Source organism: Bradyrhizobium sp., assembly GCF_027307225.1.
Taxonomy (GTDB): Bacteria; Pseudomonadota; Alphaproteobacteria; order Rhizobiales; family Xanthobacteraceae; genus Bradyrhizobium.
On sequence record NZ_DAHUXJ010000142.1, the window covers coordinates 66,007 to 84,122 of the forward strand.

Annotated in this window: 14 protein-coding genes and 1 pseudogene; 3 read left to right on the plus strand and 12 right to left on the minus strand. The window is 63.5% G+C overall.

Annotation, left to right across the window (positions count from 1 at the left end):
* Window positions 1-165: 165 nt before the first annotated feature.
* The 3 genes and pseudogenes from addB to trxA all read left to right on the plus strand — a co-directional run bounded on the left by addB (window position 166) and on the right by trxA (window position 7,218).
* Entirely contained in the window at window positions 166-3,309 is a 3,144-nt protein-coding gene (gene addB / locus M6D32_RS23775) for a double-strand break repair protein AddB (RefSeq protein WP_298260893.1), read from the plus strand.
* Window positions 3,303-6,814 (plus strand): annotated as a pseudogene (gene addA, locus M6D32_RS23780) (double-strand break repair helicase AddA). The gene addB and the pseudogene addA overlap by 7 nt, the downstream one beginning before the upstream one ends.
* Window positions 6,815-6,897: 83 nt before the next feature.
* Complete coding sequence (trxA, locus tag M6D32_RS23785) at window positions 6,898-7,218, plus strand: thioredoxin (protein WP_298260895.1); 321 nt, start codon at window positions 6,898-6,900, stop codon at window positions 7,216-7,218.
* A 59-nt stretch (window positions 7,219-7,277) separates the two neighbouring features.
* Here the strand turns inward: trxA and M6D32_RS23790 are convergent, their stop codons facing one another.
* The 12 genes from M6D32_RS23790 to M6D32_RS23845 all read right to left on the minus strand — a co-directional run bounded on the left by M6D32_RS23790 (window position 7,278) and on the right by M6D32_RS23845 (window position 18,100).
* Window positions 7,278-8,522, minus strand: coding sequence for a folylpolyglutamate synthase/dihydrofolate synthase family protein (locus M6D32_RS23790; protein ID WP_298260956.1), 1,245 nt, complete (start codon window positions 8,520-8,522; stop codon window positions 7,278-7,280).
* An 86-nt stretch (window positions 8,523-8,608) separates the two neighbouring features.
* The gene (gene accD, locus M6D32_RS23795; protein WP_298260897.1) at window positions 8,609-9,550 is read right to left on the minus strand and encodes an acetyl-CoA carboxylase, carboxyltransferase subunit beta; all 942 of its coding nucleotides are present in this window, start codon (window positions 9,548-9,550) and stop codon (window positions 8,609-8,611) included.
* A gap of 99 nt (window positions 9,551-9,649) precedes the next feature.
* Window positions 9,650-10,474: a tryptophan synthase subunit alpha gene (gene trpA, locus M6D32_RS23800; protein WP_298260899.1), complete on the minus strand. Its 825-nt coding sequence runs from the start codon at window positions 10,472-10,474 to the stop codon at window positions 9,650-9,652.
* On the minus strand, window positions 10,471-11,691 hold the full coding sequence (gene trpB, locus M6D32_RS23805; protein WP_298260901.1) for a tryptophan synthase subunit beta: 1,221 nt from the start codon (window positions 11,689-11,691) through the stop codon (window positions 10,471-10,473). The genes trpA and trpB overlap by 4 nt, the downstream gene beginning before the upstream one ends.
* Entirely contained in the window at window positions 11,688-12,347 is a 660-nt protein-coding gene (locus M6D32_RS23810; protein ID WP_298260903.1) for a phosphoribosylanthranilate isomerase, read from the minus strand. The genes trpB and M6D32_RS23810 overlap by 4 nt, the downstream gene beginning before the upstream one ends.
* A gap of 65 nt (window positions 12,348-12,412) precedes the next feature.
* A complete protein-coding gene (locus M6D32_RS23815; RefSeq protein WP_298260906.1) occupies window positions 12,413-12,793 on the minus strand; it encodes a LapA family protein in 381 nt (126 codons plus the stop codon).
* Between the two features lie 41 nt (window positions 12,794-12,834).
* Window positions 12,835-13,140, minus strand: a complete 306-nt coding sequence (locus M6D32_RS23820) for an integration host factor subunit beta (protein ID WP_298260908.1) — start codon at window positions 13,138-13,140, stop codon at window positions 12,835-12,837.
* 171 nt (window positions 13,141-13,311) lie between these two features.
* Entirely contained in the window at window positions 13,312-14,289 is a 978-nt protein-coding gene (sppA, locus tag M6D32_RS23825) for a signal peptide peptidase SppA (RefSeq protein WP_298260910.1), read from the minus strand.
* Between the two features lie 322 nt (window positions 14,290-14,611).
* Window positions 14,612-16,315, minus strand: a complete 1,704-nt coding sequence (gene rpsA, locus M6D32_RS23830; RefSeq protein ID WP_298260912.1) for a 30S ribosomal protein S1 — start codon at window positions 16,313-16,315, stop codon at window positions 14,612-14,614.
* A gap of 240 nt (window positions 16,316-16,555) precedes the next feature.
* Window positions 16,556-17,194, minus strand: a complete 639-nt coding sequence (gene cmk, locus M6D32_RS23835) for a (d)CMP kinase (protein WP_298260914.1) — start codon at window positions 17,192-17,194, stop codon at window positions 16,556-16,558.
* On the minus strand, window positions 17,191-17,847 hold the full coding sequence (locus tag M6D32_RS23840; protein WP_298260916.1) for a zeta toxin family protein: 657 nt from the start codon (window positions 17,845-17,847) through the stop codon (window positions 17,191-17,193). The genes cmk and M6D32_RS23840 overlap by 4 nt, the downstream gene beginning before the upstream one ends.
* Window positions 17,828-18,100, minus strand: a complete 273-nt coding sequence (locus M6D32_RS23845) for a hypothetical protein (RefSeq protein ID WP_298260918.1) — start codon at window positions 18,098-18,100, stop codon at window positions 17,828-17,830. Before M6D32_RS23845 ends, M6D32_RS23840 begins: the two co-directional genes overlap by 20 nt.
* Window positions 18,101-18,116 lie beyond the last annotated feature (16 nt).

Below are 18,116 nucleotides of genomic sequence, written 5' to 3' on the forward strand. Positions count from 1 at the left end.
TCATTGCCGGGCATAGCTGTCCGAAGGACGGCGTCGCTTCCGCTAGCCTATGAACCGGCATTCCATCATTCTTCAAAGAATTTTTTGCGATGGATGCGCGGGTCAAACCCCGCGCATGACGCGCCGAGAATCTCTATATTCGCGTGATCTCGAATCAGGCAGCCCATGCGCGTCCTCAGCGTTCCCCCCTCCGTGCCGTTCCTGCGCACCGTCGTTGCGGCGCTGATCGACGGCCGGCTGGTCGAGGGCTTCGAGGCGCACACGCGGCCGGAACGGCTGGCGTCGGCGACGCTTTATCTTCCGACCCGCCGCTCGAGCCGGCTGGTGCGGGAAATCTTTCTGGAAGAACTCGGTGCCCAGGCGGTGTTGCTGCCTCGTATTGTCGCGCTCGGCGATATCGACGAAGACGAACTGGCCTTTGCCGAAGAGGATGAATCCTATGGCGGAACCACCGCGCTGGAGCTTCCGCCAAAACTCGGCGAGCTGGAACGCCGGCTGACGCTTGCAAGACTGGTGGCGGCGTGGGCGAAGAGCTCCGTCACGGCGCCGCTTGTGGTTGGGGGGGCGGCTTCGACGCTCGCGCTCGCCGGCGATCTTGCGCGGCTGATGGACGACATGGTCACCCGCGGCGTCGGCTGGGACGCGCTCGACGGCCTCGTGCCGGATGGCCTCGATGAATATTGGCGATATTCGCTCGACTTCCTGCGGATCGCGCGCGAAGCGTGGCCGGCTTACCTCGCGGAAATCGGCAAGATGGAGCCGGCTGAACGGCGCGATCGCCTGATCGATGCTGAAGCCAAACGGCTCGCCGCCCATCACGCCGGTCCGGTGATCGCGGCGGGTTCGACCGGATCGATGCCCGCAACCGCAAAATTCCTGCATGTGATGGCGCAGTTGCCGCACGGCGCGGTCATCCTGCCGGGACTGGATACCGACCTCGACGAAGTATCCTGGCAAAGCATTGGCGGGATACGGAACGACGAGGGCCAGTTCACCGAACATCCCGCGTCGAGCCATCCGCAATATGCGATGCATGCGCTGCTCGAACGCTTCGCCATCCATCGCAGCGATGTCGAAGTTCTGGGAACGCCGGCCCCGGATGGGCGCGACCTCTTGCTGTCGGAGGCGATGCGCCCGCCCAATGCGACGGCGCAATGGCACGATCGGTTGGCGCTGGCGGAAATCGCTCAACATATTGCCAGCGGCATGAAGGACCTTGCCGTGATCGAGGCGTCCAATCCGGAAATGGAGGCGCTAGCGATTGCGATCGCGATGCGTGAAGCCGCCCACTTGCAGAAATCCGCGGCGCTGGTGACGCCGGATCGCGCACTGGCACGCCGGGTGATGGCGGCACTCACGCGCTGGAATCTCGACGTCGACGATTCCGGCGGTGAGGCGCTGATCGAAACCTCCGCTGGCATCTTCGCGCGGCTGGTCGCGGAAGCGGCCGCAAGGGGGCTGGAGCCGCCGACGCTGCTGGCACTGTTGAAACACCCACTGTTCCGTCTGGGCGCCGCACCTGGTAGCCACAAGGCCGCCGTTGAGACGCTCGAACTCGCTTTGTTGCGCGGCACGCGCCCGCAATCGGGCGCCAAGGGGCTCGCTGAAGATTTCGCCCGCTTCCGCACCGAACACGGCAGGTTTCACCGCAAGGAAGTGTCATCGCTGCATGCATCGGAAAGGCGCGCACGGCTGAAGGATCGAGAGCTCGATCGCGTGCAGGCGCTGATCGCGGCACTGCAGGCAGCGCTGGCGCCGATGGAAAACCTCTCGTCCACGCGCCCGTATGATTTGGCCGAGATCGCCGCGCGTCACCGCGAGGCGCTGATCGCCCTGTCGGAAGATGCGGACGGCGTCGCGGTGGCGTTCGAAGGCGAGGCCGGCATCGCGCTCGCATCAAGCTTCGACGACCTGCTCGCCGGACAGACCAAGAGTGGTCTGTTGGTGGCGCTGCCCGACTACCCGGAGGTGTTTCAGACCGCCTTCGCCGATCGCGCCGTCCGCCGCCCCGAGAAGCCGGGCGCGTCGCTCCACATCTATGGTCCGCTGGAATCTCGGCTGATGCAGGCCGATCGCGTCATCGCCGGCGGATTGATCGAAGGCGTCTGGCCGCCGGCGCCGCGCACCGATCCGTGGTTGAGCCGGCCGATGCGGCACCAGCTTGGCCTCGACCTGCCGGAGCGGCGCATCGGCCTGTCGGCCCATGACTTCGCACAGTTACTCGGAAGCGAGGAAGTGTTCCTCAGCCATTCCGCCAAGGCCGGCGGCGCGCCCGCGGTCGCCTCGCGTTTCCTGCATCGGCTGGAGGCCGTCGCCGGCGAAGCGCGTTGGGAAAAAGCAAAGCAGGCCGGCAAGCAGTACGTTGAGTTTGCGCTCGCGCTCGACGCGCCGGAAGAGGTGAAGCCGGTCAGACAGCCGGCACCGACGCCACCGCGCGCAACGAGACCGTTGCGGCTATCCGTCACCGCGATCGAGGACTGGCTGCGCGATCCCTACACCATCTACGCCAAGCACATCCTCAAGCTCGAGGCGCTCGATCCCGTCGACATGCCGCTGTCGGCGGCCGATCGCGGCTCCGCCATTCACAATGCGATCGGCGACTTCACGAAGAAATTCGCCAAGGATCTGCCGGCAAACCCGGTCGAAAAGCTGCGCGAAATCGGGCTGATCCATTTTGCTCCGCTGATGGAGCGGCCCGAGGCACGCGCGCTGTGGTGGCCGCGCTTTCAACACATCATCCGATGGTTTTCGGAATGGGAAGCGGCGCGGCGCGGCAACATCGCCGCGATCGAAGCGGAGATCAAGGGCGAGATCCCGATCCACCTCGACCATGACCGGACATTCCATCTCTCCGCGCGCGCCGACCGTATCGAGCGCCGCGCCGACGGAAGCTTCGCCATCCTCGACTACAAGACGGGAACGCCGCCGACGGGAAAGCAGGTGCGGATGGGCCTGTCGCCACAGCTCACGCTGGAAGCAGCAATCCTGCGCCAGGGTGGCTTTGAAGGCGTCGATGCAGGTTCATCGGTCGGCGAACTCGCGTATGTCAGGATCAGCGGCAACAATCCGCCCGGCGAGCACAAAGTGCTGGACCTCAAGGTCAAGAACGAGGCGCCGCAACCGCCCGACGAGGCGGCCGACTACGCGCTGGCGCAGCTTGCGGCACTGATCCGCAAGTTCGAAAACGAGGCCGAACCCTACCGTTCGCTGAACCTGCCGATGTGGACCAACCGCTACGGCAGCTACGACGATCTGGCGCGGATCAAGGAATGGTCGGCGGCCGGCGGCCTGGCGCTTCCCGAATGGTGAAAGCGGCACGCAATATCCCCGCGGCGGTCCGCGACAAACAGGCCAGCGCCTCGAATCCGGCCTCGTCGTCGTTCGTTTCGGCGAATGCGGGCTCCGGCAAGACGCATGTGCTGGTGCAGCGTGTGATCCGGCTGCTGCTTTCCGGCGTGCCGCCGGAGAAGATCCTGTGCATCACCTTCACCAAGGCCGCCGCCGCCAACATGGCGGAGCGCGTCTTCACCACGCTCGGCCATTGGGTAACGCTCGACAACGACGCGCTCGATGCCGCGATCCGCGACGCCGGCCTCCCCCATCCCACGGCCCGGCTGCGCAAGGTCGCCCGCGAGTTGTTCGCGCGCGCGCTGGAAACGCCAGGCGGGCTGAAGGTGCAGACCATCCACGCGCTGTGCACCAGGCTTTTGCAGCAATTCCCGTTTGAGGCCAACGTTCCGGCACGCTTCGCCGTACTCGACGAGCGCGACCAGGCCGACATGATGGAACGCGCCAACCTCAAGGTTTTCCTCGAAGCGTCACGCGCCCCCGACAGCGTGCTCGGCCGCGCGCTGCAGACCGCGATGGCGAGCGCCGCCGATATCACCTTCAAGGACGTCGTTCGCGAGGCCTGCCTCTCCCGGGATCATTTCATGGCATGGACCGACGCTGCCGGGAGCGCGGAGGAAGCGGCTGCGCAGATGTCGGCTGCGCTCGGCGTGTCGGCAACGGACAATCTCGACGAGGTCGAGTGCGAGATCGTGGACGGCCCCTATTTGCCGCGCCGGCGCTGGACGGAGATCGCAGACGCGCTCGATGCCAGCAGCAAGCAGGACCAGAAACAGGCCGCACAATTGCGCTTTGCGTTCGGCGTTACAGGCAACGCGCAGGTGGACGAATATCTCTGCGTGTTTCTCACCGACGACAAGACGCCGCGGGCGAACGTTCTGACCAAGTCCTTCTTCAAGGACAATCCGTCGGTCGCCCGCCTGTTCGACAACGAGATCGCGCGCCTGGCACCGCTGATCGAAAAACGCCGTGCCGTCGTTGCCCGCGACCGCACCGAGGCGCTGCTGCATATCGCAATCGCAGCGGCGGCGAACTACCGCCGCGAGAAGGAAGAACGCGGGCTGCTCGACTATGATGACCTGATCGACAAGACACTGGTCATGCTGGGCAAGGTTTCCGCCGGCTGGGTGCATTACAAGCTCGACCGCGGCGTCGACCATGTCCTGATCGACGAGGCGCAGGATACCAGCCCGCGGCAGTGGGACATCGTCGAGCACATCATTTCGGAATTCACCGCTGGTCACGGCGCGCGCGACGGCGTTATCCGTACCGTGTTTGCGGTCGGCGACGAAAAGCAATCGATCTTCTCGTTCCAGGGCGCGGCGCCGCGCGAGTTCGCCGAGCGCCGGCAGCGCTTCGCTTCACGCTTCAAGGCCGCCGGCCTGGGCTTCGAATCGATTTCCTTCACCTATTCTTTCCGGTCCGGCGCCGGCGTCTTGCGCGCGGTGGAAAGCGCGTTCCAGTCGCCCGAAGTCTATCGGAGCATCACCACCGATCTCGACGGGATGCCGCCGCACCTCGCGCTTGCCGACGCCGGCCCGAGCACGATCGAACTGTGGCCGCTGGCAAAAGCCGACGAGCGCAAGGAGGTCGAAGGCTGGCTCGCGCCGTTCGATGATCTGTCGGTGACGAGCCCCGAAGTAAAGCTCTCGAAACGTATTCAGGCCGAGATCAGGCGGCTGGTTGCAAGCGGCACCATGACCGGCCCCAGCGGCGCGCGCCGTGCCTTGAGCTACGGCGATGTGCTGGTGCTGGTACGGCGGCGCGGCAATCTCTTCGACGCCGTGATCCAGGCCCTGAAGCATGCGAGCATCCCGGTCGCCGGCGCCGACCGGCTGAAACTGACCGAGCACATCGCAATCATCGACCTGATGAATCTGGCGGACGCGCTCTTGCTGCCGCAGGACGACCTTGCACTGGCTGTCGCCTTGAAAAGCCCGCTGTTCGCCCTCGACGACGACGACCTGTTCGCGCTCGCCTGGGATCGCAAGGGCTCGCTGCGCGCGGCGCTGTCGCGGCACGCCGCGACAAATCCGAAATTCCAGGCCGCGCTCGAGCGGCTTGAGGAATACGAGCGTCGTCTCACGAACGAAACTCCGTTTGCGTTCTACGCGTGGCTGTTGGGCGGCGATGGCGGCAGGCAGCGTATTCTGCGCCGGCTCGGCCATGAAGCGAACGATGCGCTCGACGAATTCCTCGAGCTCGCCTTGAACTATGAGCGCAAGGCCCCGGCCTCGCTGCAGGGATTCATGGCCTGGCTGCGCTCGGCCGACACCGAGGTCAAACGCGACATGGAAATCTCGCGCGATGAGGTGCGTGTGATGACCGTGCATGGCGCCAAGGGCCTGGAAGCCTCCGTCGTCATCATGGTCGATACGACATCGTCGCCCGCGGATACGCAGCGATTGCGACTGATCCTGTTGCCGCGCGGCAACGGCGGATTCGTCACGGTCTGGGCCGGCAAGAAGGCCGACGATCCGTCAGTCGTCGCCGCGGCGAGAGACGCGATGCTTGACGATACCGAGGACGAATATCGCCGCCTGCTTTATGTGGCGATGACGCGCGCCGCCGACCGGCTGATCGTTGCGGGCATCAAGCCCGGCAATATGAACAGCATCCGCAAGCTCTGCTGGTACGATCTCGCCGACAAGGGGCTGGCGGCCTCCGGCCTTCAGGAAGAGACCATCGAAACCGACGATGGCCCGATCCGGCGCTACACGCGCGCCGAAGACGGCGTTCAAGCAGGCGGCGCGATGGCGACCACGACCACCGCGCCATCGACATTGCCTTCCTGGCTGCGAACGTCGCTGCCGGCGCAAACGACAGGAACGGATCTGCTGCGTCCGTCGGACGCTGGCGGGGACGCCACGCGGCGCGTCAGATCCAGCGAGTTGGTCGAGCAGCGTAGCCGCGCCTTGCAACGCGGCACGCTGGTGCACCGCCTGCTGCAATCCCTGCCCGAGGTCGCGGCCGGGCGGCGGCGCGACGCGGCTGCGAATTTTCTCCGCCGCAATACCAACGACTGGACCGACAGCGAGCGCGAAGCGCTCGCCAGCAAGGTACTCGAGCTGATCGGTGATCCTCGCTTCGCGGCGGTATTCGCTGATGGCAGCCGGGCGGAGGTGCCGATCGTCGGCCGGCTGGATCGGCCCGGCCGCGCGCCCGTGCTGGTCTCCGGGCAGATCGATCGCCTGGTCGTGACCGACGAAGAGGTGCTGGTGGTCGATTTCAAGACCAACCAGAGCCCGCCGAAGACGGCCACTGATGCGCCTGCCGCCTATGTCCGGCAGCTTGCACTTTATCGTGCATTACTCGCCAGGCTCTATCCTCAGCGCGCTATCCGCACTGCCCTGCTCTGGACCGAAGCCACTGAATTGATGGAGATTTTACCTTCCGCGCTGGAAGCTGAACTGGCATCCGGCGCAAGCGGGGCTTGAAGCTTGACCCGGCAAGGGCGCATTCATAGTTTTCAATGCATGATCCAGCGGCGATTCCTTTAAGTGATTCCTTCAAGCGCCGCATCCGTCCCGAACTGAACGAGGTAATACAATGGCCGTTGGCAAGGTTTCCGACACCGATTTCGAAGCCGAGGTGCTCAAGGCACAAGGCCCGGTCGTGGTCGATTTCTGGGCTGAATGGTGCGGCCCGTGCCGCATGATTGCTCCCGCACTCGACGAGATCGCCGGCTCGATGGGCGACAAGGTCAAGATCGTCAAGCTGAACGTCGATGAGAGCCCGAAGACGGCGTCAAAATATGGCGTGATGTCGATCCCGACGCTGATGATCTTCAAAGGCGGTGAGATGGCTTCCCGTCAGGTCGGCGCCGCGCCTAAGGCAAAGCTCCAGCAGTGGATCACTGCGGCCGTTTGAGCTTTCCGCAAGCGACAAGATTTTGACGGCCGGCGAAAGCCGGCCGTTTGCGTTGACGACTACCGCAGCTCCGTGCCGTTCGCCGCAAGCACATGGCCAGCGAGGTAGAGCGACCCCGTGATCAATATCCGCGGCGGCACTTCATAAGCGAGACGGGCGACCGCCTGCAGCGCAGCCTCGACGCCGGCGGCGCATTCCACGCGCATGCCAAATGCGCGCGCCGCATCCATCAGCCGGTCGAGCGGCATCGCACCCTCACGTTCGGGGATGGGCACCGCGATGATGTGACGCGTGAGCCCGGCGAAATTGGCGAGAAAGCCGTCCGGGTCCTTGTTCGCCATCATGCCGACGATAACGACCAGCGGACGCGACACCCGCTCTTCGAGGTCGCCCAGCGCGGCCGCGGTGACGCGGCCGCCTTCGGCGTTATGACCCCCGTCTAGCCAGATCTCACCGCCGGCCGCCCCCTGGTCGACCAACGCACCGCTCGCGAGCCGCTGCATCCGCGCCGGCCATTCCGCATTGACGACACCGGCCTCGAAGGCGAACGGCTCGATCCTGAAAGCGCTGGTCGCGCGCAAGGTCGCTACCGCAAGTCCGGCATTGTCAAATTGATGGCGGCCAAACAACCTTGGCGCCGCGAGATCGAGCAAGCCGCGATCGTCCTGATAGACCAGTCGCCCGCGCTCGACGCCGACGTGCCATTCCTGCCCCGCGCGATGCAGCGGCGCACGCTGACGCCGCGCGCAACTCTCGATTTCGGCGAGCGCATCCGCCTCCTGCTGGGCGCAGATCACCGGCACGCCGCGCTTGATGATCCCGGCCTTTTCGGCCGCGATCGATCGCAGCGTGGGTCCGAGAAATTCGCTGTGGTCGATGCTGATGGGCGAGATCACGCAGGCCACAGGCTGCTCGATTACATTGGTCGCATCCAGCCTGCCGCCGAGGCCGACCTCGAGCAGCACGGCATCCGCCGGATGACGGGAAAACAGATCGAATGCGGCAACCGTCTCGATCTCAAAAATCGTGATCGGCTCGCCGGCATTGGCGCGTTCGCAGCGTTCCAGCGTGGCCGTCAGCTCGGCATCGTCGACGAGAACGCCGCCACCAATGTGGCCGAGCCGATAGCATTCGTTGAGCCTCACGAGATAGGGCGACGTGAACGCATGGACGCGAAGGCCTGCCGCCTCCAGGATTGCGCGCAAGTAGGCGACGGTCGAGCCCTTGCCATTGGTGCCGGCGACATGAATGACCGGCGGCAGCTTGCGTTCGGGGTGGCCGAGCCGCTCCAGGAGCGGCTGCATCCGCTCCAGGCCAAGATCGATGCGGCTGGGATGCAGTTGGGACAGCCGCGCGATCAGATCATTGTGCGGCGAGGGCGAAGAACCGTTCACGCGGAGGGCGCTGCCGGCGCCATCTCCGCGGCGGACGGAATCGTGGCAGGCGTCACAACCGGCGTCACGGGCTTCGCCGCGGTCTGCAGCGCCGGAGATTTGGTCAGGAGGCGGCAGAGCCGCGCCAGCGTCGGACGCAGGTCATGCCGATGCACGACCATGTCGACCATACCGTGGTCCTTCAGATATTCGGCGCGCTGGAAGCCTTCCGGCAGTTTTTCGCGGATGGTTTGTTCGATCACGCGCGCGCCGGCAAAACCGATCAACGCGCCAGGCTCGGCAATCTGCACGTCACCGAGCATCGCGTAGGACGCAGTCACGCCGCCGGTGGTCGGGTTGGTCAGCACGACGATGTAGGGCAGCTTGGCTTCGCGCAGCATTTGTATCGCAACGGTCGTGCGCGGCATCTGCATCAGCGACAGGATGCCTTCCTGCATGCGCGCGCCGCCGGAAGCCGCGAACACGATGAACGGCGATTTTTTCTCGAGCGCAAGCTCAAGCCCGCGCACGATCGCCTCGCCGGCTGCCATGCCGAGCGAACCGCCCATGAAATCGAAATCCTGCACCGCGACGACGACGGCCGCACCTTCGAGCCTGCCGTAACCGACCTTGACCGCGTCGTTGAGGCCGGTGCGGGTGCGCGCGTCCTTGACGCGATCGGCATATTTGCGTTCGTCGCGGAATTTCAACGGATCGGCCGGCACCTCAGGCAGCGCGACGTCGAACCAGGTCTCGTTGTCGAAGATCGACTTCAGCCGCGCGACCGCGCCCATGCGCATGTGATAGTTCGAGCCGGGAATGACGAACTGATTGGCCTCGACGTCCTTGTAGAACACGAGCTGCCCGGAATCCGGACACTTGATCCACAAATTCTCCGGCGTCTCGCGGCGGAGCATGTTGCGGATCTTCGGCCGGACGACGTTGGTGAGCCAATTCATGATTCGCTCCGAACTGCCTTCATGGGTCTGAATATATATGGCCTCCCCGGAAAGACCCGGCAAGGCAACGCTGTACGCCGCGCTACGAAAAATTATGAGCTATTTTGCGGCGCGGATGCCGCCGGCCAGCGCGGCCGTCAGTTCGGCCACGGCCGTGACTGTCTTGGCGGTGGCCTTACCTTCCGAATCAAGACTTCCGCGCAAGGCCTCGACAAGCGCGGTACCGACTGCAGCGCCGTCCGCGCTCGCCGCGATGGCGCGGGCCGCTTCCGGCGTGCGGATGCCGAAGCCGACGCAGACTGGCAAAGCCGTGTGACGCTTGATGCGCGTCACCGCCTCGCCGACGACCTTTGAGTCGGCACTGGCACTGCCGGTGATGCCAGTGACCGAGACGTAGTAGACGAAGCCCGACGTATTGGCGAGCACGGCCGGCAGGCGCTTGTCATCGGTGGTGGGCGTTGCGAGGCGGATGAAGTTCAACCCCGCCTTCAGCGCCGGCACGCACAGTTCGGAATCCTCTTCAGGCGGGAGATCGACCACGATCAAGCCGTCGAGGCCGGCGGACTTTGCGTCGTTGAGGAACTTGTCGACGCCGTAAATATAGATCGGGTTGTAGTAGCCCATCAGCACCAGCGGTGTGACGTCGTCGTCCTTGCGGAAATCGCGCACCATCGCCAGCGTCTTCTTCAGCGTCATGCCGGCCTTGAGCGCGCGCAATCCGGCCGCCTGGATCGACGGACCATCGGCCATCGGATCGGTGAAGGGCATGCCGAGTTCGATGATGTCGGCGCCCGCCTTCGGCAGCGACTTGACGACCTCAAGGGAGGTTGACGGATCGGGATCGCCCGCCATCAGATAGGTCACGAACGCCGAGCGGCCTTCTTTCTTGAGTTGCGCAAACCGCGCATCGATACGGGAGGTCACTTCTTCTTTCCCCGCAAGATATCGCCGACCTGCGGCACATCCTTGTCGCCGCGGCCGGAGAGGTTGACGACCATCAGATGATCTTTCGGCCGCTTCGGCGCGAGCTCCATGATCTTGGCGATGGCATGCGCCGGTTCGAGCGCGGGAATGATGCCCTCCAGCCGCGACAGGAGTTGGAACGCGGCCAATGCCTCCTCGTCGGTCGCCGACAGATATTTGACCCGGCCGATTTCATGCAGCCAGGAATGTTCCGGGCCGATGCCGGGATAATCGAGGCCGGCCGAAATCGAATGCGCGTCCTGGATCTGGCCGTCGTCATCCATCAACAGATACGTGCGGTTGCCGTGCAGCACGCCGGGCCGGCCGCCGGCGATCGAAGCTGCGTGCAGCTGCGTCAGGCCATGACCGGCGGCTTCGACGCCGAAGATTTCCACGGAGGGGTCGTCGAGGAACGGATGGAACAGGCCCATCGCATTGGAGCCGCCGCCGATGCAGGCGATGAGCGAATCCGGCAAGCGGCCTTCCGCTTCCTGCATCTGCTTGCGGGTTTCCTCGCCGATGATCGACTGGAAGTCGCGCACCATCATCGGATAGGGATGCGGGCCCGCCACCGTGCCGATGCAATAGAAGGTGTTGTGCACGTTGGTGACCCAATCGCGCAGCGCCTCGTTCATCGCGTCCTTCAGCGTGCGCGTGCCCGACTGCACCGGGATCACTTTGGCGCCCAGCATCTCCATCCGAATCACGTTCGGCTGCTGCCGCTCGACGTCGACCGCGCCCATATAGACGAAACACTCAAGCCCGAAGCGCGCGCACAATGTAGCGGTGGCAACGCCGTGCTGGCCGGCGCCGGTCTCGGCGATGATGCGCTTCTTGCCCATGCGCCGCGCCACCATGATCTGGCCGAGCACGTTGTTGACCTTGTGGGAGCCGGTGTGATTGAGCTCCTCACGCTTGAAATAGATCTTCGCGCCGCCGAGGTGTTCGGTAAGCCGCTCGGCAAAATAAAGCGGCGACGGCCGACCCACATAGTCGCGCAAGTGCCCGCTCATCTCGGCGTGGAACGCCGGATCGGCCTTGGCGTCCGTGTAGGCTTTTTCCAGATCGAGGATCAGCGGCATCAGCGTTTCCGCGACAAACCTGCCGCCGAAAATGCCGAAATGCCCGCGCTCGTCGGGACCGCTTCGAAAGGAATTGGGGGGTGGCTTGTTATTCATCGAACCATCAGTTCTTCGGTTGCGCGCGCGGCGCGAATAAAGGCGCGGATCATCTCGCCGTCCTTGACGCCGGAAGCGCGTTCGACGCCGGAGGACACATCCACGCCGCCGGCGCGCGTGATGCGGACGGCCTCCGCAACATTGCCGGCGTGGAGGCCGCCGGAGACCATGAACGGCAAAGCGAGATCGATGTTCTCCAGCACATGCCAGTCGAACACTGCGCCGAGGCCGCCGGGGCGCGTAGCTTCGCGCGGCGGCCTTGCGTCGAACAGGATGCGATCGGCGCCATCCCGATATTCCGAGAGGATCGCAAGATCCGCCGAGGTCTCGACCGGAAGCGCTTTCATGACCGGCAGGCCGAACTTCCGCTTGACATCCGCGAGCCGCGCAACGCTCTCGTGGCCGTGGAGCTGCAGCAAATCGGGCTGCAAGGCCTCCACGATGCCGGCGAGCGTCGCATCGTCCGCATCGACCGTGAGCGCCACCTTGGCCGCGCGCCGCTTGACGGCCTGGCCGAGATCGCGCGCCACATCGAAGCCGAGATGCCGCGGCGACGGCGGAAAGAACACAAAGCCGACCATGTCCGCGCCGGAATCCAGCGCGACATCGAGCGTCTCGCGCGTGGACAGGCCGCAAATTTTGACGATCAGGGACATGGTTCCACGGTAATCGTTCAATGGCAATGGTTAAGGGAGCCGCAAGGCTCCCGATGGCGCGCGTTCTACAACGTCGCGCCTTGCTTGTCTCGCCGATATCCGCCCTGCGATATGGCGGCCGGCAGGGCCTGCTCCCGCTGGGAGACGGCCAGGCTGGCGCGCACATCGGCCAGTTGGGACCGCATCTCGCGCGCATCCGCCTCATAGAGCCGGGCGGCGCGGCGCCAGCGGCGCTGACCTAGCCAGGTGGCGCAACCGCCCGCCACCACCCCCAAAATCGCCACCGCAACGATCACCACGAAAAGTGGCAGCGTGAGGCTAAGCGCGGAGTCCTGCGAATTGAAGGGATTGAATGAGACCGTGACGTCGTGGCGGTTGGCCACGGCGAAGATCACGAAGATCACAGCCAGCGGAATCAGGATGACCGCATTGAGAAACTTGCGCATGATCCTCTCGCTCTTTGGATGCAGGGAGAACGGGATCAGCTTTACGCGCCGGCGTCCGTTCCTCCGCTTTCGCGGTTCAGCCGTTCGCGCATTTCCTTGCCGGTCTTGAAGAACGGCACGCTCTTTTGATCGACCGGCACGTGTGCGCCGGTGCGCGGATTGCGCCCCGCCCGCGCCGGGCGGTGCTTGACGGAAAATGCGCCGAAACCACGCAGCTCAACCCGGTCGCCGCGCGCCAGGGCCGCGACGATCTCGTCGAGAATCGCGTTCACAATGTTCTCGACATCCCGCTGGTAAAGGTGCGGGTTGTGCTCGGCGATACGCTGGACGAGTTCAGATTTGATCATCGAGACGTGGACCCGGGAGCATTCGGACCTGCATTTCCGTGAAAATGCGTTGAACTGTCAAGACGCTAAATGCGATTAGGCGGGAGCGAAATGACGTGACAAACCGCCCGGCGGGGTATTGTGGCAGCGCGCGCACACCGGGAACGGCGGTGCGGAAACCCTCCATCCCGTTCAATTCGCCCCTGCCGGGTGCCACAGGGCGAGCATGCCGTCGAGCCCAAGACGGTCGGCGGCCTGGGTCATCCCGGTCTGCTCGATCTGCCGCGCAACCGCGCTCAAACCCAGCGCATCGAGCGTAATGGAGGCTGCCGTGCGCAGGAAAGTCAGGTCGCCAAAGCGCGGCGCGAGCTTGTAGTCGTTCACCGGCAGGTCCGCCTTCACGCCTTTTTGCGCGACCAGCCAGGCGATCGCGGCTTTTTCGTCGCCGAGCTGATCGATCAATTTGAGATCGATCGCCTGACGGCCGGTGAAGACGCGTCCGTCGGAAACCTTCTCCAGCTGCGCGTCGTCCATGCCGCGGCGTTGTTTCACGAGGCCGCGAAACCAGGCATAGGAATCCTTCACCAACGCATCCAGCGCTGCGCGCGCCTCGGGACTGGTCGGTTCAAAGCCATTGGGCGCTGCCTTGAGCGGCGTCGACTTTACTTCCTCGACCTTGACGCCGATGGTCTTCAACAGCTCCGAAAAATTCGGGAACTGAAACAGCACGCCGATCGAGCCGACCAGCGAGCTCTGCTGGGCGACGATGTGATCGGCCGCGATTGCGGTGATGTAGCCGCCCGAAGCGGCCAGCCCTTCGACCACGACGACCAGCGGCTTCTTGGCCTTCAGTCGCGTCAACGAATCATAGAGCTGCTCGGAACCGGCCGTGGTGCCGCCGGGCGAATTGATGTGCACGATGACGGCGGCGACCTTCGACTTCTCGAGCCGCTCGAGCGCCTCGACCCGCTCCTGATCGCTGCGGATCAGGCCTTCGATGTTGATGCGGGCAATCGAGCCGGCAGACGTCAGGCCAGTCCGGCCGGGCGCAGCGACGAGCCCGATGGCGACGATGGCCGCAATCGCAATCAACACTGCTGCGACGCGCCAGAACGTCAGCTTACGCCGGATCCTGCGGCGATCGACGATGACATCGGAGTCCAGCGACATCGAAATCTCTCCCGAAAGCATGCATTGCACGGGGCATGCCGTCTTTGCCGCATACCCCTAAAATTCCGTGCCCTGATTACATCAATTGCGATGCAATTTGAAGAAAACAAGACGTGTTGTCGTCCCCGCGAAAAGCCGGGCCCCACAACCACCGATGTCCGCGGCAAGAGCTCGCTGGACCACAGTGACGTCAATGACGGAGATCGGTGATTATGGGTCCCGGATCACGCTCGTTTCACTCTCTTGTCCGGGACGGCAGTAGAAACAAAAAAGCCCCGGTCGAAACCGGGGCCTTCGTCCGTAAGGCAGAAAGCCGAAAGGCTTACTTGTCGGTCCGCTGCTTGAGCGCGGTGCCGAGAATGTCGCCGAGCGTCGCACCCGAATCGGAGGAACCATACTGAGCGATGGCTTCCTTTTCTTCGGCAACTTCCAGCGCCTTGATCGAGACCTGCACCTTGCGGGCCTTCTTGTCGAACTGGATCACCCGCGCATCGACCTTCTCGCCGACGGCGAAACGATCGGCCCGCTGGTCGTTGCGGTCACGCGCCAATTCGGAGCGTTTGATGAAGGTGGCGAAGTCGGTGCCGACGATCTTTACGTCGATGCCGCCTTCCTTCACGTCGAGCACTTCACAGGTCACGACGGCGCCCTTCTTGACGTCGCCCGGCTCGGCAAAGGGGTCGCCCTCGAGCTGCTTGATGCCGAGCGAGATGCGCTCCTTCTCGACATCGACGTCGAGCACCACGGCCTTGACCATGTCGCCCTTCTTGAAGTTGTCGATCACCTGCTCGCCCGGCTGCTTCCAGTCGAGGTCGGAGAGATGGACCATGCCGTCGACGTCGCCCTCGAGCCCGAGGAACAGGCCGAACTCGGTCTTGTTCTTGACCTCGCCTTCGACCGTCGAACCAACGGGGAACTTCTCGACGAACACTTCCCAGGGATTACGCATGGTCTGCTTGAGACCGAGCGAAATCCGGCGCTTGACGGAATCGACTTCAAGCACCTGCACCTCGACTTCCTGCGAGGTGGAGACGATCTTGCCGGGATGCATGTTTTTCTTGGTCCACGACATCTCGGAGACGTGGATCAGGCCTTCGATACCCGGTTCGAGTTCCACGAACGCACCGTAGTCGGTGATGTTGGTGACGCGGCCGGTAAAGCGCGCATTGAGCGGATACTTCGCCTCGATGCCCTGCCACGGATCGTCGAGCAGCTGCTTCATGCCGAGCGAGATACGGTGGGTCTCGTGGTTGATCTTGATGATCTTGACCTTCACCGTCTGGCCGATGGTCAGCACCTCGGTCGGATGGTTGACGCGGCGCCAGGCGATATCGGTGACGTGCAGCAGGCCGTCGATCCCGCCGAGGTCAACGAACGCACCGTAATCGGTGATGTTCTTGACGACGCCGTCGATCACCTGACCCTCTTCGAGGTTCTGGACCAGCTCCTGACGCTGTTCGGCGCGGGTCTCTTCCAGAACCGTGCGGCGCGACACCACGATGTTGCCGCGGCGGCGATCCATCTTGAGGATCTGGAACGGCTGCGAGTTGTTCATCAGCGGAGCGACGTCGCGGATCGGTCGGATATCGACCTGCGAGCGCGGCAGGAAGGCGACCGCGCCGTCGAGGTCGACCGTGAAGCCGCCCTTGACCTGGTTGAAGATGACGCCGTGAACCTTCTCGTTGTTGTTGAAGGCCTTCTCGAGCTTGCCCCAGCTCTCCTCGCGGCGCGCCTTGTCGCGCGACAGCACGGCTTCGCCAAGTGCATTCTCGATGCGGTCGAGAAACACCTCGACCTCGTCGCCGACCTTGAGCTCGCTTTCGCGGCCGGGCCCGGCGAATTCGCGCAGCGCCACGCGGCCTTCGGTCTTCAGGCCGACGTCGATGACGGCCATGTCCTTCTCGATCGCAACCACCTTGCCCTTGATGACAGAGCTTTCCTGAAGGTGTCCGCCAGCAAAGGACTCATCGAGCATGGCGGCGAAATCGTCGCGGGTGGGATTATAAGAAGCAGCAGTCGAAGCCATTTGTTCTCCAGATGCGGATAAAGTGCCGGCCGGTCGGGTTGAAGGGCGCAATCGGACGAACAGGGTCAGGGTTCCGCAAACTCTGACAACCGCCTCGCAAAAGCTGCGACGGCGGGCCGGCTGTTGGCCTGCACGTTCAATGCGTTGAATTTGTCCGGGTTCGAATGCTCTCGAATATTCTGTTCGAGATACCGACTTCGCTAGGCTAGGAGCGGGCTTTCCTCCAATGACGGCAGAGGCTCAAACCTCACGCCGGCCCGCTCGGACGGCCTCGACAATGTCGATGGCGGCCCGGACGCCGCCTTCTATATCCAAATGGGAATTATCAAGCAAGTAAGCATCGCTGGCCGGCTTTAGAGGCGCAACGGTGCGGTTCTGGTCGCGTTCGTCGCGCGCCAGGATATCGGCCAGGATGGCGGCCTCGTCGGCCTGCTCGCCGCGGCCGTGGGCCTCGAGCGTGCGCCGGTGGGCCCTTACCCTGGGGTCGGCGACCACGAAAATCTTCACATCCGCGTTGGGACAGATCACCGTGCCGATATCCCGCCCATCGAGTACGGCGCCCGGCAGTTTGGATGCGAACTGGCGCTGGAACTCGACCAGCGCTGCCCGCACGTTGGGGATGGCGGAAACCACCGAGGCCGCCGTGCCAACCTGGTGCGATTTCAGCGCGGGGTTGTCAAAACTTGCGGGATCGAGCCCCTGGGCTGCGTTGACCGCGGCGGCCTCATCGCCAAGTGCCACGCCCTTGCTGATCAGCGCATAGGCGATCGCGCGGTAGATCAGGCCGGTATCGAGGTGGCGAAGCCCGTAATGGGCCGCCAGCCGCCTGGCGAGCGTGCCCTTGCCCGACGCCGCGGGTCCATCGATGGCGATGATCATCGCTTTTTCTTTTTAATTGGCCCCCGCCAAGGAAACCCTGGCAGCGCGCGCTTAAGAACGTCGGGAGTTTCGGGGTCGAATTGAGTCGTCCCATGTTCCTTCCGGCCCACAAGTCGCAGGTCGGAAGAATTGTCAAATATGAGGGCCGCGTCCGCTTGATTCAAAAACCAGGGCAATTGTCTTAACGACCTCGTCCAGCGCTCCCTTATTTTGCCGACAGGGACGGGATGGCCACCTTTCTTGACGCGCAGACGTACTCGATCAACGTTAAGTTCTGGCGTCTGTAAGATTACGTAGACAAGCCTGACTTCAAAGCCCCGTTTTTTGGCTGCCTTGACAAGTCTTCGATATTTATCGGTCGAAAGGACCGTTTCCACACCAACTGATTGATGAGCTTTGATCGATGCATCCAGCCATGCCTCGATCCGCTTGACCGCTTCAAGATTTGCCGTTCGTTGCCCGAGCTTTTCGTTGGACCGAATCCGCGACGCCAGCAGGTCCGGATTTATGATCCAGAAAGAACGAAAGAAGTCGAGAATGCTCGTGTTGCCGTAGATATTGTCGCGATTGGACCCGTAAAGACTGCTTTTGCCCGACCCATTGGGCCCCGCGATTATCCAGAATGTCGGAGCATCACTTTTTTCGCGGCCCATTGACCGAGCCGAAAAGCTTCTGGTTTTCACGACGAACGTGCTCGATATTTCTCATGAACACATGAGTCAAATCGTCATTGAGCGTCGTGCTGTTACCGTCGATGGTAAAAAATTGTACAAACCGGCCATCGGCAGAACGCTTGCGCTTCTCGACAACCGATCCGTTCCGCTCTCGACGTTTGCGAGAGGCAATTTTGGCAACTAACACGTTGACCACGGCGTACAATCCTTTAAATCGCTGCTCGACCGCCAATATAATTGCTGATCCC

Excerpts from the sequence above, each read along its gene's own strand:
- M6D32_RS23810 (WP_298260903.1), bottom strand. The coding sequence starts at position 12,347 with ATGTCCCTGATCGTCAAAATTTGCGGCCTGTCCACGCGCGAGACGCTC.
- trpB (WP_298260901.1), bottom strand. The coding sequence starts at position 11,691 with ATGAATAACAAGCCACCCCCCAATTCCTTTCGAAGCGGTCCCGACGAG.
- rpsA (WP_298260912.1), bottom strand. The coding sequence starts at position 16,315 with ATGGCTTCGACTGCTGCTTCTTATAATCCCACCCGCGACGATTTCGCC.
- sppA (WP_298260910.1), bottom strand. The coding sequence starts at position 14,289 with ATGTCGCTGGACTCCGATGTCATCGTCGATCGCCGCAGGATCCGGCGT.
- M6D32_RS23820 (WP_298260908.1), bottom strand. The coding sequence starts at position 13,140 with ATGATCAAATCTGAACTCGTCCAGCGTATCGCCGAGCACAACCCGCAC.
- cmk (WP_298260914.1), bottom strand. The coding sequence starts at position 17,194 with ATGATCATCGCCATCGATGGACCCGCGGCGTCGGGCAAGGGCACGCTC.
- M6D32_RS23815 (WP_298260906.1), bottom strand. The coding sequence starts at position 12,793 with ATGCGCAAGTTTCTCAATGCGGTCATCCTGATTCCGCTGGCTGTGATC.
- accD (WP_298260897.1), bottom strand. The coding sequence starts at position 9,550 with ATGAATTGGCTCACCAACGTCGTCCGGCCGAAGATCCGCAACATGCTC.
- addB (WP_298260893.1), top strand. The coding sequence starts at position 166 with ATGCGCGTCCTCAGCGTTCCCCCCTCCGTGCCGTTCCTGCGCACCGTC.
- M6D32_RS23790 (WP_298260956.1), bottom strand. The coding sequence starts at position 8,522 with ATGCAGCCGCTCCTGGAGCGGCTCGGCCACCCCGAACGCAAGCTGCCG.
- trxA (WP_298260895.1), top strand. The coding sequence starts at position 6,898 with ATGGCCGTTGGCAAGGTTTCCGACACCGATTTCGAAGCCGAGGTGCTC.
- M6D32_RS23840 (WP_298260916.1), bottom strand. The coding sequence starts at position 17,847 with ATGGGCCGCGAAAAAAGTGATGCTCCGACATTCTGGATAATCGCGGGG.